The organism is Streptomyces sp. NPDC021225 (assembly GCF_044332865.1).
Lineage (GTDB): Bacteria > Actinomycetota > Actinomycetes > Streptomycetales > Streptomycetaceae > Streptomyces.
In genome coordinates, this window is sequence record NZ_JBIRPV010000001.1 from 1,739,630 (window position 1) to 1,753,281 (window position 13,652).

Here is a 13,652-nt window from a genome sequence, read left to right on the forward strand (position 1 = left end):
CGGATGAGTCAACGCCGCCCCCGGGCGGTCCTGCCAATGCCCGACTTCCGGTTCTGTGACTGAGCCTGAAATAGTTCCTCACGATGTTCGACATCCCTAGACTCCCCGCACAGGGGATCTATCGGGGGACAAGTAGTGGGGCGTGGAGTGCCGGAACTTGTACTGGAATTGAACGGACAGACCTGGACACTTGATCCATCCAGGTCATATAGCCTCGGACGTGATCCGCAGGGCGACATGGTGCTGGACGACGCCAGGGTGTCCTGGCGGCACGCCACCGTGCGCTGGGGCGGGCGCAGTTGGGTCATCGAGGACCACGGCAGTACCAACGGCACTTATGTGCAGGGCCAGCGGGTCCAGCAGATGGAGATCGGTGCGGGATCGGCCGTCCATCTCGGGAACGCCACCGACGGTCCCCGGCTGACCCTCTCCGGCGGGGCGGCGGGCGCGGTCGGCGCTCCCGGGGTCGCCGCGGGCGCCTACAGCGCGCCGCAGGCGATGGCCGCGCCGCCGCAGGCGCCCCACCAGCAGCCTCCGTACCAGCAGCAGCCCGGCGGCCCCGCCTGGCCCCAGGCCGGCCAGCAGCAGCCGCAGCCCCAGGGGTGGCCACAGCCGCAGGGCGGGCCGCAGCAGCCGCCCCACCAGCAGCAGCCCTTCGTACCGCAGCAGCAGGCTCCTCAGCACCAGGCTCCCCAGCAGCCGGCCCCGCAGGCGCACGCCCCGCAGCAGAGCCCGGCCCAGTACCCGGCGCAGAAAGTCCCCGGCGCCGGCGCCGGGGCCCCGCCGGCCCAGGGCGACCGCAGCCCGACCACCTTCCACCAGCTGGCCGTCGGCCGGGTGATGCGCATCGGTCGTGCCCTGGAGAACGAGCTGGTCGTCTCCGACCTCCAGGTCTCCCGCAACCACGCGGAGTTCCGGGCCCTGCCCGACGGCCGCTTCGAGATCCGCGACCTCGGCAGCCACAACGGCACGTACGTCAACGGTCAGCCGGTCCGCCAGCAGATCATCGGCCCGAGCGACATCGTCGGTGTCGGTCACTCCACCTTCCGGCTCGTCGGCGACCGCCTCGAGGAGTTCGTCGACACCGGTGCGGTGTCCTTCTCGGCCCGCCATCTGACGGTGACGGTCGACGGCGGCAAGCAGATCCTCAAGGACGTCTCCTTCGGCGTCCCCGAGAAGTCGCTGGTCGCGGTCATCGGCCCGTCCGGTTCCGGCAAGTCCACCCTGCTCAAGGCGCTCACCGGCTACCGCCCGGCCAACCAGGGCGATGTCCTCTACGACAACCGGAACCTCTACAAGCAGTTCGCCGAGCTGCGCCAGCGCATCGGTCTGGTTCCGCAGGACGACATCCTGCACAAGGAGCTGTCCGTCCGTAAGGCGCTGCGCTACGCCGCCAAGCTCCGGTTCCCCGGCGACACCGCCGAGGCCGAGCGCGAGGCCCGGATCGGCGAGGTGCTGCGCGAGCTCAAGCTGGACATACACGCCGACAAGAAGGTCACCTCGCTCTCCGGCGGCCAGCGCAAGCGCGTCTCCGTGGCGCTGGAGCTGCTCACCAAGCCGTCGCTGATCTTCCTGGACGAGCCGACCTCCGGCCTCGACCCGGGCATGGACCGCGATGTGATGCAGCTGCTGCGCGGCCTCGCCGACGACGGCCGCACCGTGCTGGTCGTCACCCACTCGGTGGCCGAGCTGGCGCTCTGCGACAAGCTGCTGGTCATGGCGCCGGGCGGCTCGGTCGCCTACTTCGGCCCGCCCGAGGAGGCGCTCAACTTCTTCGGGTACGAGACCTGGGCGGATGTCTTCTCCGCCTTCGAGAACTACCGCGACTACGACTGGGCGGGCCGCTGGCGCGGTTCACAGCACTACCAGATGTACGCCGCGGACCTCGACGCCGTCGCCCCGCAGTCCGTACACGTCCAGCCGCCCCCGGCGCGTGTGCAGAAGCCGCAGAGCTGGGGCTCCCAGCTGTGGACCCTGATGCGCCGCTACACCTCGGTGATCGCCTCGGACAAGGGCTTCCTGGGGCTGATGGTGATCCTGCCCGCCGTCCTCGGCGCGGTGAGCATCGTGATCCCCTCGGACTTCGGCCTCACCAAGGCGCCGAAGGGCCAGTTCAACCAGGACTCGGGCACCATCATGCTGATCCTCGTGGTCGGCATGTGCTTCTCCGGCGCGGCCAACTCCGTACGAGAACTGATCAAGGAGCGGGTGATCTACGAACGGGAACGGGCGGTCGGCCTGTCCCGCTCGGCCTATCTGATGTCGAAGGTGATCGTGCTCGGCGTGATCACCGCCTTCCAGGCCGTGATCATCTGCGCCATCGGGTTCTCGACCCGCGAGCTGCCGGAGGAGGGCCTGATCATGCCCCCGGCCCTCGAGCTGTGCCTGGCCATCATCGCGATCGGCTTCACCTCGATGATGGTCGGCCTGGTGATCTCCGCGCTGGTGAAGACCGCCGAGAAGACCATGCCGCTGCTGGTCATGTTCGCGATCGTCCAGGTCGTCTTCACCGGCATCCTGTTCAAGATCTACGGATCGCCGGGCATCGAGCAGTTCGCCTATCTGATGCCGTCCCGCTGGGCGGTCGGCGCGGCCGGAGCGACCCTGGACCTCGGTCCCGGCCCCGGCCACATGATGGCGCCCTGGGACCGCAAGAAGCCCAATGACACCGACCCCCTGTGGGAGCACGCCGCGTCGCAGTGGACCATCGACGTCCTGGTGCTGCTCGCGCTCGGCGTCATCTGCGCCGTCCTGGTCGCCCGGCTGCTGCGCCGCCACGAGCCGGAGGTCATGCGCAAGTAGCGGAACGCCTCACGCCCGCAACACGGAAGGGCGGCGGCACCCCTCGCAACGTGAGGGTGCCGCCGCCCTTCGGCGTGTCAGGCGTCCGGTTCGGCCGATTCAGCCGGATAATCCGGTTTAGTACGGGCCGTTGACGTTGTCCATCGAGCCGTAGCGGTGGTACGCGTAGTTGCACGCGGCGGTGATGTTGGCGACCGGGTCGTAGATGTCCCAGGAGGTGCCGTCGACGTGGTAGGCCTTGAAGGTCGGGTCTATGACCTGGAGCAGGCCCTTCGAGGGAATGCCGTTCTTGGCGTTGATGTCCCACAGGTTGATGGCGCGCGGGTTGCCGCTCGACTCCCGCATGAGGTTCCGGTAGATCCCGTTGTAGCTGCCCGGGATGCCCTTCTCCTTCATGACCGCGAGCGACTCCTTGATCCAGCCGTCGAGGTTGTTCGCGTAGACCGGCTTGCGGGCGGCGGCGCGGCTCGCGGCCTCCTTGGCGGCCCGCTCCTTGTCCGCCTTCTCCTTGGCGGCCTTCTCCTCGGCGGCCTTCTTGGCGGCGGCCTCCTCGGCCGCCTTCTTCTTCGCCGCTTCCTCGGCGGCCTTCTTCTTGGCGGCTTCCTCAGCGGCCTTCTTCTCCGCCGCTTCCTCGGCCGCCTTCTTCTTCGCGGCCTCCTCCTTCGCCTGCTGCGAGGCGAGCTCGGACTGCTTGACGAGGCTCTCGTGCTGGGCCTCGTGGTTGACGACCTGCTTGCTCCAGGCCACGGGTTTGGCGGGCAGTTCCTTGGCGGCGGTCGTGTGGCCATCGGACTGGCCCGGGACGACGGCGAACGCGAGGGCGGCGGCGCCCGCGGCGGCGATGCCGGCGGCGGAGAACTTGTGAGTCTTGGTCAGACGGCTGTAACCGGGAATGCGGGGGACAGGCATGGCGGACTAAACCTCTTCCAATCGCTCGTGTCGCAGGCCAAAACGGCGCTCGTGAACGCCGTGTTCTGAGCTACGGCGCGATGCGACTGGGAAATTCTTAGCGTCCGCAAAATGTTGTGGCAAAGGTGTGACATACGACCCTGCTTAGTGGACACCTGGGCCGCTCCCGCCTGTCCGAGCGGCCGTCTTCCCCGCTCACGACTGCTTTCAAACGTCCACTATTCGTGGTCGTACGTGATTCAGGTCCTGTGTCAGGGGTCACAACACCGAGGCTTCCGTATCGCGTGATGTGCCTGAGCAAATACATACTGTGGTCGCCATTCAGGGGCAGCGCGACGCGCCGTTCCAAAGCGATTCCCTCCCTCCTCGGGACTAGGACTTTGGTCCCGAGGAGTGGCGTCGACCGGCCGATATGCCCGAGTCGAGTCCGCCGGTACGGTGAGGCTCATGACAAAGGGACGCGGTGGCGGGGCAGGGGCGGGCCTGGCCAATGTGAGCGGTGCGCTGCTCGCCATGAGCAGACACCTGGAAGTCCGCGATGTCCTAAAGACGATCGTTGTGTCCGCTCGTGAGCTGCTTGATGCGGAGTATGCGGCGCTGGGTGTTCCGGACGACCACGGGGGCTTTGCCCAGTTCGTAGTAGATGGGGTCAGTGACGAGCAGTGGAAGGCCATCGGCCCGCTGCCTCGCCAGCACGGCATCCTGGCCGCGATGCTGCGGGATGCCACCCCGCAGCGGCTCGCCGATGTCCGCCGGGATCCGCGCTTCGAGGGCTGGCCCGACGCGCACCCCGAAATGTCTGACTTCATCGGACTTCCGATCGCGGATGACGACGAAGTCCTCGGCGCGCTCTTCCTGGCCAACAAGCGCTGCCCCAAGCCCAGCGGAAGCTGCGGATTCACCGTGAAGGACGAGGAGCTGCTGGGCATCCTCGCCCAGCACGCCGCCATCGCCCTCACCAACGCCCGGCTCTACGAGCGCAGCCGCGAGCTCACCATCGCCGGAGAGCGGGCCCGGCTCGCCCATGAGCTGCACGACGCCGTCTCCCAGAAGCTCTTCTCGCTGCGGCTGACCGCCCAGGCCGCCGCCGCGCTCGTGGACCGCGACCCCGCCCGGGCCAAGGGCGAGCTCCAGCAGATAGCCGCCCTCGCCGCCGAGGCGGCCGACGAGCTGCGCTCCGCCGTCGTCGAGCTGCGCCCGGCCGCCCTCGACGAGGACGGCCTCGTCGCCACCCTGCGCACCCAGATACGGGTCCTGGACCGCGCCCACAGCGCCCGCGTCACCTTCGCCGCCCGCGGCGTCCGGGCGCTGCCCGCGGCCCAGGACGAGGCGCTGCTGCGGGTGGCGCAGGAGGCCCTGCACAACGCGCTGCGCCACGCGGACGCCGAACGGGTCGAGGTCACCCTGTCCCGCCACGGCCAGGGCGTGCTGCTCCGCGTGGCCGACGACGGCGGGGGCTTCGACCCGTCGGCCGTCCGGCGGGCGGGGCGCCATCTGGGCCTGGTCTCGATGCGCGACCGGGCGAGCGGCGTGGGCGGCCGTCTGACCGTGGAGTCGGAGCCCGGAAAGGGCACCGTGATCGAAATGGAGGTGCCCGGTGGCTGAGCCGGTCCGAGGGATCCGGGTGTTGCTCGTGGACGACCACCAAGTGGTGCGGCGCGGGCTCCGGACGTTCCTGGAGGTGCAGGACGACATCGAGGTGGTGGGGGAGGCGGCCGACGGCGAGGAGGGCGTGGCCCGCGCCGAGGAGCTGCGGCCCGATGTGATCCTGATGGATGTGAAGATGCCCGGCACCGACGGCGTCGAGGCGCTGCGCCGGCTGCGCGGCCTCGACAACCCCGCCCGGGTGCTGGTCGTCACCAGCTTCACCGAGCAGCGCACCGTCGTCCCCGCCCTGCGTGCGGGCGCGGCCGGATATGTCTACAAGGACGTGGACCCCGAGGCCCTCGCGGGCGCCATCAGGTCCGTACACGCCGGGCATGTGCTGCTTCAGCCCGAGGTGGCCCTGGCGCTGCTCTCCCAGGAGGAGACGGGCGGCGGCCATGGGCGGGGCGGCACGCTCACCGAGCGGGAGCGCGAGGTGCTGGCGCTGATCGCGGACGGCCGGTCCAACCGGGAGATCGCCCGCGCGCTGGTCCTGTCCGAAAAGACCGTGAAGACCCATGTGTCCAACATTCTGATGAAGCTGGACCTCGCCGACCGGACCCAGGCGGCGCTGTGGGCCGTGCGCCACGGGATCGGGGCCTAGGCCGAGGCGGGCTCGGGCGAAGGGGTGGATTGCCTGGATTGTCGCACTAAGCGGCGATCTGTTGGTGATACGGGAGTGCGGTCGGTCGAGCCGAGATTCATACCGTCGTGTGTATGTCCCCCGGACAGCGCAACCGAGCCCGCCTCGAGCCGTTCTCCAAGGCGGCCGCGGCGGACCGCCGCGGTGTTGCGTGAGAAGGGTCTTATCAAGTGAAGAGCATCAAGAAGTTCGCGGCCGTCACCATCGCGGCGGGCGGCCTCGCCATCGCGGGGGCCGGTGCCGCCTCGGCCGAAGGCCCCCAGGCTCACGGCCAGGCCGTGGACTCCCCTGGCGTCGTCGCCGGCAACCACGCCCAGGTGCCCGCGTACGTCCCCGTCAACGCCTGCAACAACACCGTCAGCGCCGTCGGGGTGCTGAACGAGTTCCTCGGCACCCCCTGCGGCAACCGCTGAGCATCGCCCTCGCGGGCACCTCGACATCCCGACACCCCGGCGGTCCGGCCGCCGGGGTGTCGCCGCGCCCGGGCGGGCCTCAGGACCCGCCGCGCTCCAGCTCCTCCACATACGCGTTGTACGCCGCCACCTGCGCCCGCCGCGCCGTACGCTCCACCGGCCGCAGCGCCTCGGCCCGCGCCGCGATCTCCGACGCGCTCACCGCCGCGCCGTGCTCCCCGGCCGCCGCGCCCGGCCCATGCGCGATCTCGACCAGCGCGCCCACCCGCTGGGCCAGCTCCAACACCCGCAGCGCCCGCGGCGGATAGCCCGGCGCGAGCACCTCGCGCCCCCGCCCCGCCCGCGCCCGGTACGCCTCCAGGGCCGCCTGCGCGGCCGGGCCCGCCCCGGCGACATTCAGCCGCGACAGCACCTCGGTGGCATCGCGCAGCGCCTCCGCCAGCTCCCGCTCGGCCTCGCCCAGCGACGGCACATCGGCCGGCGGCGCCTCCCGCACCGGCAGGGAGTGCCACACCACCTCGACATGCACATCGCCCTCGGGCCCTGCCTGGAACACCTCCGGCACCAGGCCCACCGCCACCCCCGTGACGATCACCGCCTCGCCCGCGTCCAGCGCCCGCGCGTTGAACTCGGGCGGGCCGCAGAGCCCCAGCGGATGCCCCGCTATCGGCAGTGCCACCCGCAGCCCCTTGGCCCCGAGCGCCCGCAGCCGCCCGAGCGCGAGCGTCAGCCCGACCGGGGCGGTTTCCCCCGGCAAATCGGCCACGCGGTGCGAAACGTCGTCGGCCGCGATGCGATGCGCGGCCTCATCCGGGGAGACAAGTCCGGCGAGAAGGGCATTTCCCCAGGCGGCAAGGCGCCCTGAGCGCGGTTCATCGAGCATGCCACCAGCCTAAGGACTGGCGCTGACAATACGTGGCGTAGGTTTTCCTCTGGGGGCGGCGCCTACAGGCGCACGCGACACTCGAGACTGCAATGGGAGACAACGCGCTCATGAGCGATGTTCTGGAGCTGGTGGACGTATCCGTGGTCCGCGATGGTCGGGCTCTGGTGGACGAGGTCTCCTGGTCGATCAAAGAGGGGGAGCGCTGGGTGATCCTCGGGCCCAACGGTGCCGGCAAGACCACCCTGCTCAATGTGGCCTCGAGCTATCTCTTCCCGAGCACCGGGACCGTCCGGATCCTCAGCGAGCAGCTCGGCGCGGTCGACGTCTTCGAACTGCGCCCCCGCATCGGCATGGCCGGCATCGCCATGGCCGACAAGCTGCCCCGCCGCCAGACCGTGCTCCAGACCGTGCTCACCGCCGCGTACGGCATGACCGCCCACTGGCACGAGGACTACGAGGCCGTCGACGAGCAGCGCGCCCGCGCGTTCCTGGACCGCCTCGGCATGACCGACCACCTCGACCGGAAGTTCGGCACCCTCTCCGAGGGCGAGCGCAAGCGCACCCTCATCGCCCGGGCCATGATGACCGACCCCGAGCTGCTGCTCCTCGACGAGCCCGCGGCCGGCCTGGACCTCGGCGGCCGCGAGGACCTCGTACGGCGCCTGGGCCGGCTCGCCCGCGACCCGCTCGCCCCCTCGATGATCATGGTGACACATCATGTGGAGGAGATCGCCCCCGGCTTCACCCACGTCCTGATGATCCGCCAGGGCAAGGTGCTGGCCGCCGGCCCGGTCGAGACCGAGCTGACCTCCCGCAACCTCTCGCACTGCTTCGGACTCCCGCTGGTCGTGGAGCGCAACGGCGACCGCTGGACGGCCCAGGGTCTGCCGCTGAGCTGAGCCCCCCTTTCTTTCAGGTCTCGATTTACCGAAGCGCTCCCGGTGGGTGATCCGCGCTCTGTTCCCGGACACATCCCGAGAACTACCATGACCTTGTGGATCCTTGGGTGTGGTGGCTGGTCGCCGCCGTAGGGCTGGGCATTCCGCTCGTGCTGACCGCGATGCCGGAATTCGGCATGGTCGCGGTCGGTGCCGTCGCCGCCGCGATCACCGATGCGCTCGGCGGCGGCGCGGTGTTCCAGGTCGTGGTCTTCTCCGTGGTCTCCGTCGCCCTGGTCGCCGTCGTCCGGCCGATCGCGGTCCGCAGCCGCACTCAGCGGCCCGAGCTGGTCAGCGGGGTGGAGGCGCTGAAGGGCCGCCAGGCCGTCGTCCTCGAGCGCGTGGACGAAAGCGGCGGCGGACGGATCAAACTCGCCGGCGAAGTGTGGTCGGCCCGCGCGCTCGACCCGGACCAGGCCTACGAACCGGGCCAGCAGGTCGACGTCGTGGACATCGACGGCGCCACGGCTGTGGTCATGTGAACCACGGAGGCCATGTGAACCACCGAGCCGTCATACGCCGATACGAGCCGGATACCAGCACTGGACGGCCCGGCTGCCAACTGGTCCTCAGATCTGACAAACTCAGACCGAGATCGACATCGACATCAAGATCGACGTCGAGATCGACGACCAGACCTGATCATCACGGATCAACCGGAAGCATGAAGGGCACGGGGAAGCCGCTGTGGAACCGATCATCATCGTCCTGATCATCCTGGTGGTGCTCGTCTTCATCGCACTCATCAAGACGATCCAGGTCATCCCCCAGGCGAGCGCCGCCATCGTCGAGCGCTTCGGCCGCTACACCCGCACGCTGAACGCGGGCCTCAACATCGTCGTGCCGTTCATCGACTCGATCCGCAACCGCGTCGACCTGCGGGAACAGGTCGTGCCGTTCCCGCCGCAGCCGGTGATCACCCAGGACAACCTGGTGGTGAACATCGACACCGTCATCTACTACCAGGTGACCGACGCCCGCGCCGCCACCTACGAGGTCGCCAGCTACATCCAGGCGATCGAGCAGCTGACCGTCACCACCCTGCGGAACATCATCGGCGGCATGGACCTGGAGCGCACCCTGACCTCCCGCGAGGAGATCAACGCGGCGCTGCGCGGAGTGCTCGACGAGGCCACCGGCAAGTGGGGCATCCGCGTCAACCGCGTCGAGCTCAAGGCGATCGAGCCGCCGACCTCCATCCAGGACTCGATGGAGAAGCAGATGCGCGCCGACCGTGACAAGCGCGCCGCGATCCTCCAGGCCGAAGGTGTCCGGCAGTCCGAGATCCTGCGCGCCGAAGGTGAGAAGCAGTCCTCGATCCTGCGGGCCGAGGGTGACGCCAAGGCAGCCGCGCTGCGCGCCGAGGGCGAGGCGCAGGCGATCCGTACGGTCTTCGAGTCCATCCACGCCGGAGACCCGGACCAGAAGCTGCTCTCGTACCAGTACCTCCAGATGCTGCCGAAGATCGCCGAGGGCGACGCCAACAAGCTCTGGATCGTGCCCAGCGAGATCGGCGACGCCCTCAAGGGACTCGGCGGGGCCATCGGCAACTTCGGCCCGATGGGGGGCGGCAACGGCGGCGGCGCCCCGGCCGCCACGGGCAAGGAGGCCGCCCCGCGCCGCGAACAGCCCAGGATCGACTGACGCCGGTCGCCCGAAGTCCGGTCCTCTGACACATACGAACCCCCCGCGCTTGAGACATGCGCGGGGGGTTCGTACGTATCAGGGGCCGGGCCACCCGGTCATCAGGCGGGGAGCGCCAGCCACTCCGGCAGACCATCGCGCTCCGCCGCGCCCAGCGCCAGCAGCAGCGCATCCGACGGCGTCGGCTCGAACGGCGTGCTCAGCAGCCGCATCCCGGCCTGCTCCGGAGTCCGGTCCGCCTTGCGGTGGTTGTCCTCCGCGCAGGAGGCCACCGTATTGAGCCAGGTGTCCCCACCGCCGTGCGACCGCGGCACCACATGGTCGACGGTCGTCGCCCGACGGCCGCAGTAGGCGCACCGGTGCCGGTCCCGTACCAGCACACCGCGCCGCGACCACGGAGCGCGTCTTCGGAACGGCACGCGTACGTACCGGCACAGCCGGATCACCAGCGGCACGGGCAGATCGACGTCCGCGGCACGCACCCGCATTCCGGGGTGGGCGTGTTCGATGACGGCCTTGTTCTGAAGGACGAGCACCACCGCGCGGCGCAGCGACACCGCCGACAGCGGCTCGAAGCTTGCGTTCAAAACCAGCGTCTCGCGCATCCCGACCACCTCCGCATCCGGCCAACCCCGGCCCGCACGGACGGGCGGGCCGGGATACATCTTTCGCCGGGAGCGACGCCGAGGACAACGCAATTTAGGCCTCGGACAAGGCCCGAGGGCGGGCCCGATCGATCAGCTGGAAGCCGACTGGAAGCGTCAGCCGGCGGCCGGGTTCTCGTACTCGCCGATCAGCTGGGCGCGCGCCAGCGTGTGGAAGCGCAGATTGAAGCCGACGACCGCGGGCGAGGCATCGGCGTCCGGGCCCAGCTTCTCCGTGTCCACCGCGTAGACGGTGAACACATAGCGGTGCGAACCGTCCCCGGGCGGCGGCGCGGCCCCGCCGAAGTCGCGCGAGCCGTAGTCGTTCCGGGCATGCACCGCGCCCTCGGGCAGCCCCTCGAAGCTGTTGCCGCCCGCATCGGCCGGCAACTCGGTGACGTCCGCCGGGATGTCGAACAACACCCAGTGCCAGAACCCGCTGCCCGTCGGCGCGTCCGGGTCGTAGCAGGTGACGGCGAAGCTCTTGGTCTCCGCGGGGAACCCCTCCCAGCGCAGCTGCGGCGAGGCGTTCCCCTCGGCGTACACCTGGGCGGACTTGAGGGTGCCCCCGGGTTCGACGTCATCGCTCACCACGGTGAACGACGGCACCGGCGGGTGGAAGTCATGGGGGAGCGGGCGCCGGTTCTGGTCGGACACGTCGGAACCTCCTGCTGCTCGGGCTGGTCGTATCGGCGGCCAGCCTAACGAGACCACCACGGCCCGGGCTGACACCATGCCCCCATGACCGGACCGACACGGCACACCGCCTCGCTGCACCTGGACGAGGTCCGGGACAAGGCGGGCTTCCTCGACCGCTGCGCCCGCGACCTCGGCTTCCCCGAGTGGTTCGGCCACAACTGGGACGCGCTCGCCGACTGCCTCCACGACCTGTCCTGGTGGGGCCCGCAGGGGGAGGGCTTTGTGCTGCGCGTCCACGGCTGGGAGGCGTTCCGTACGGCCGCCCCCGAGGCCGCGGCGACGGCGGCCGAGGTGTTCACCGAGGCCACCGAGCACTGGGCCGGCCGCGGAACCCCGCTGACCGTGCACTACGAGTGACGGGCAGGCGGGTGACAGCGCGCGGGGCGCGCACCAAAAGAAACACGGTGCGCGCCCCGCGCGGGAACCGAAGCGGTCATGGACCTGAGGCGGCCCGGACCGGCCGCGGTCAGAACCAGTTGCGCTTCCCGCCGACCTCGGAGAGCCACTGGTTCAGGTACCCGGCCCAGTCGGTGTCGTGGAAGGACGCCAGGTTGACGGTGAACGACCGGTAGGAGTCGCTGCCCTCGGTGAACAGACCCGGCTTCTTGTCCATCTCCAGGACGACATCCATCTCGCGGTCGTCCGCGATGAAGGTCAGCTCGACCTGGTTGAGCCCGCGGTACTGCTGCGGCGCGTAGAACTCGATCTCCTGGTAGAACGGCAGCCGCTGCCGCGTCCCGCGGATGTGCCCGCGCTCCAGGTCGGCGCTCTTGAACCGGAAACCGAGCTGGCCGAAGGCGTCGAGAATCGCCTGCTGCGCGGGGATCGGGTGCACATTCACCGGGTCCAGGTCACCCGAGTCCACGGCGCGCGCGATCTGGAGCTCCGTGGTCACACCCACGTTCATTCCGGTGAGGTGCTGGCCCAGGAACGTCGTGATCGGCGTCTCCCAGGGGATCTCAAGACCGAACTGCACCGCGTGCACCGCACCCGGCTGCACCTCGAAGGCGCCGCCCAGCTGCTGCCTGGTGAACTCGACGTCCTGCTTGTACTCCTGGTCGTTGCTCTCCACCTCGACCCGCGCCTGAAGACCGACCGTCAGCCCCTCGATCTGCTGCGCCACGGAGCCGCCCTGGATCCGGACCTCGCCCTGGACGATGCCGCCGGGAACGACGTTCTCCTCCGTCAGCACCGTCTCCACCGAAGCGCCACCGGCACCCAGACTCGCGAGCAGCTTCTTGAAGCCCATGTTCTCCCTCTCAAGGACGCGCCTGCGTCTCGTTCTGATCGCACGACGACCACTGTTGAACCCTAGGAACGCGAAACGGCCGGAAGCGGTTCCGCCCGGCCCACCCTGTCAGCGGAGCGGCCCTGCTCCAACCGCCCGTTCATATCGCTTGCACTACGCTCGGGCCGCGTGATCGCAGCACCCGACCGTACGCCGCTGCCCCGCCGGTTCTTCGACCGTTCCGTCCTGGAGGTGGCACCTGACCTCCTAGGGCGCATCCTCGTCCGCCACACCCACACACCGGACGGACCGATCGAGCTGCGCCTGACCGAGGTCGAGGCGTACGCGGGCCCGGCAGACCCCGGGTCGCACGCCTACCGGGGCCGCACGGAGCGCAACGCCGTCATGTTCGGGCCCCCAGGCCATGCGTATGTCTACTTCACCTACGGCATGTGGCACTGCATGAATCTGGTGTGCGGCCCGGCAGGCTCGGCCAGTGGGGTGCTGTTGCGGGCCGGGGAGATCCTCAGCGGCCATGAGCGGGCCCACAAACACCGCCCGACCGCCCGCAACGATCGCGAGCTGGCCAAGGGGCCGGCGCGCCTGGCCACGGCTCTCGGCATCGACCGCCACCTGAACGGCGTCGACGTCTGCGCCGGCCCCCGGAGCCCGATGGAGATACTCACCGGCGCCCCCGCCCCGGCCGACCAGGTGCTGAGCGGCCCGCGCACGGGCGTCGGCGGCGAAGGCGCCACCCATCCATGGCGCTTCTGGATCGACGGCGACCCAACGGTGAGCCCGTACCGGGCCCACACCCCCCGCCGCCGCTCATCCGACGCGCCGTCAGACGGAACTTGACTCCGGGCACCCCGACGCCTAACGTAGCCCGAGCCGCTTGAGACGGGCACTGCTGTCGACACGACCTCGGTCGGGTCACAACACCCCGATCCACAGGCGGCCAACCACTACCGATGATCCCCGAACAGGGTCTATTTCCGCTGCGCGGAAATTCGATCCAAAGGCTCGATTAGGAGCCGGGCGGGAAATCAGCTAAAGTAGTGGACACAGCGAAGGGAAGCGCCCGGAGAAACCGGTGAAACGGTTTCAAAGGAAGCGTCCGTTCCTTGAGAACTCAACAGCGTGCCAAAAGTCAACGCCAGATATGTTGATACCCCGTACGGTCGGCCGGTTCCGGTTGATCG

General features: G+C 69.6%; 14 protein-coding genes. 9 read left to right on the forward strand and 5 right to left on the reverse strand.

Features of this window, described 5'->3' with window-relative positions:
* Positions 1–135 precede the first annotated feature (135 nt).
* Entirely contained in the window at positions 136–2,802 is a 2,667-nt protein-coding gene (locus tag ACH4S9_RS07980; protein WP_385350712.1) for an FHA domain-containing protein, read from the forward strand.
* Positions 2,803–2,919: 117 nt separating this feature from the next.
* On the opposite strand, the gene ACH4S9_RS07985 is transcribed toward ACH4S9_RS07980, so the two are convergent.
* Positions 2,920–3,711, reverse strand: coding sequence for a transglycosylase SLT domain-containing protein (locus ACH4S9_RS07985; protein ID WP_358848858.1), 792 nt, complete (start codon positions 3,709–3,711; stop codon positions 2,920–2,922).
* A gap of 447 nt (positions 3,712–4,158) precedes the next feature.
* Here ACH4S9_RS07985 and ACH4S9_RS07990 point away from each other — a divergent pair, with 447 nt between their 5' ends.
* The 3 genes from ACH4S9_RS07990 (at position 4,159) to ACH4S9_RS08000 (ending at position 6,411) form a co-directional block, all read left to right on the forward strand.
* Positions 4,159–5,316 carry a GAF domain-containing sensor histidine kinase gene (locus tag ACH4S9_RS07990; protein ID WP_361193629.1) on the forward strand — a complete coding sequence of 386 codons (1,158 nt, stop codon included), beginning with the start codon at positions 4,159–4,161 and terminating at the stop codon, positions 5,314–5,316.
* Positions 5,309–5,959 carry a response regulator transcription factor gene (locus ACH4S9_RS07995; RefSeq protein WP_358848856.1) on the forward strand — a complete coding sequence of 217 codons (651 nt, stop codon included), beginning with the start codon at positions 5,309–5,311 and terminating at the stop codon, positions 5,957–5,959. The genes ACH4S9_RS07990 and ACH4S9_RS07995 overlap by 8 nt, the downstream gene beginning before the upstream one ends.
* Before the next feature lie 209 nt (positions 5,960–6,168).
* The gene (locus ACH4S9_RS08000) at positions 6,169–6,411 is read left to right on the forward strand and encodes a chaplin (RefSeq protein WP_311730856.1); all 243 of its coding nucleotides are present in this window, start codon (positions 6,169–6,171) and stop codon (positions 6,409–6,411) included.
* Positions 6,412–6,490: 79 nt separating this feature from the next.
* Here ACH4S9_RS08000 and ACH4S9_RS08005 read toward each other — a convergent pair whose 3' ends face one another.
* Positions 6,491–7,294 (reverse strand): hypothetical protein, encoded by an 804-nt coding sequence (locus ACH4S9_RS08005; RefSeq protein ID WP_311730857.1) that lies wholly within the window; start codon positions 7,292–7,294, stop codon positions 6,491–6,493.
* A 110-nt stretch (positions 7,295–7,404) separates the two neighbouring features.
* Here ACH4S9_RS08005 and ACH4S9_RS08010 point away from each other — a divergent pair, with 110 nt between their 5' ends.
* The 3 genes from ACH4S9_RS08010 to ACH4S9_RS08020 all read left to right on the forward strand — a co-directional run bounded on the left by ACH4S9_RS08010 (position 7,405) and on the right by ACH4S9_RS08020 (position 9,879).
* The gene (locus ACH4S9_RS08010; RefSeq protein WP_311730858.1) at positions 7,405–8,196 is read left to right on the forward strand and encodes an ABC transporter ATP-binding protein; all 792 of its coding nucleotides are present in this window, start codon (positions 7,405–7,407) and stop codon (positions 8,194–8,196) included.
* 95 nt (positions 8,197–8,291) lie between these two features.
* Positions 8,292–8,717: an NfeD family protein gene (locus tag ACH4S9_RS08015; protein ID WP_311730859.1), complete on the forward strand. Its 426-nt coding sequence runs from the start codon at positions 8,292–8,294 to the stop codon at positions 8,715–8,717.
* A 205-nt stretch (positions 8,718–8,922) separates the two neighbouring features.
* The gene (locus ACH4S9_RS08020) at positions 8,923–9,879 is read left to right on the forward strand and encodes an SPFH domain-containing protein (RefSeq protein ID WP_311730860.1); all 957 of its coding nucleotides are present in this window, start codon (positions 8,923–8,925) and stop codon (positions 9,877–9,879) included.
* Positions 9,880–9,980: 101 nt separating this feature from the next.
* Here the strand turns inward: ACH4S9_RS08020 and ACH4S9_RS08025 are convergent, their stop codons facing one another.
* Positions 9,981–10,484: an HNH endonuclease gene (locus ACH4S9_RS08025; protein ID WP_311730861.1), complete on the reverse strand. Its 504-nt coding sequence runs from the start codon at positions 10,482–10,484 to the stop codon at positions 9,981–9,983.
* Between the two features lie 156 nt (positions 10,485–10,640).
* Positions 10,641–11,180, reverse strand: a complete 540-nt coding sequence (locus tag ACH4S9_RS08030; protein ID WP_398370460.1) for a YbhB/YbcL family Raf kinase inhibitor-like protein — start codon at positions 11,178–11,180, stop codon at positions 10,641–10,643.
* An 84-nt stretch (positions 11,181–11,264) separates the two neighbouring features.
* Between ACH4S9_RS08030 and ACH4S9_RS08035 the strand changes: the two genes are divergently transcribed.
* Positions 11,265–11,579, forward strand: a complete 315-nt coding sequence (locus ACH4S9_RS08035; protein WP_311730863.1) for a barstar family protein — start codon at positions 11,265–11,267, stop codon at positions 11,577–11,579.
* 109 nt (positions 11,580–11,688) lie between these two features.
* Here ACH4S9_RS08035 and ACH4S9_RS08040 read toward each other — a convergent pair whose 3' ends face one another.
* Positions 11,689–12,471 carry a sporulation protein gene (locus tag ACH4S9_RS08040; protein WP_311730864.1) on the reverse strand — a complete coding sequence of 261 codons (783 nt, stop codon included), beginning with the start codon at positions 12,469–12,471 and terminating at the stop codon, positions 11,689–11,691.
* Positions 12,472–12,639: 168 nt separating this feature from the next.
* Between ACH4S9_RS08040 and ACH4S9_RS08045 the strand changes: the two genes are divergently transcribed.
* Positions 12,640–13,308, forward strand: coding sequence for a DNA-3-methyladenine glycosylase (locus ACH4S9_RS08045; RefSeq protein ID WP_398370463.1), 669 nt, complete (start codon positions 12,640–12,642; stop codon positions 13,306–13,308).
* The last annotated feature ends 344 nt before the right edge of the window (positions 13,309–13,652 follow it).

What these genes read in the sequence shown, in the direction of transcription:
- ACH4S9_RS07985 (WP_358848858.1), bottom strand. Translation starts at nt 3,711, where the DNA reads ATGCCTGTCCCCCGCATTCCCGGTTACAGCCGTCTGACCAAGACTCAC.
- ACH4S9_RS07990 (WP_361193629.1), top strand. Translation starts at nt 4,159, where the DNA reads ATGACAAAGGGACGCGGTGGCGGGGCAGGGGCGGGCCTGGCCAATGTG.
- ACH4S9_RS08005 (WP_311730857.1), bottom strand. Translation starts at nt 7,294, where the DNA reads ATGCTCGATGAACCGCGCTCAGGGCGCCTTGCCGCCTGGGGAAATGCC.
- ACH4S9_RS08010 (WP_311730858.1), top strand. Translation starts at nt 7,405, where the DNA reads ATGAGCGATGTTCTGGAGCTGGTGGACGTATCCGTGGTCCGCGATGGT.
- ACH4S9_RS08025 (WP_311730861.1), bottom strand. Translation starts at nt 10,484, where the DNA reads ATGCGCGAGACGCTGGTTTTGAACGCAAGCTTCGAGCCGCTGTCGGCG.
- ACH4S9_RS08035 (WP_311730863.1), top strand. Translation starts at nt 11,265, where the DNA reads ATGACCGGACCGACACGGCACACCGCCTCGCTGCACCTGGACGAGGTC.
- ACH4S9_RS08040 (WP_311730864.1), bottom strand. Translation starts at nt 12,471, where the DNA reads ATGGGCTTCAAGAAGCTGCTCGCGAGTCTGGGTGCCGGTGGCGCTTCG.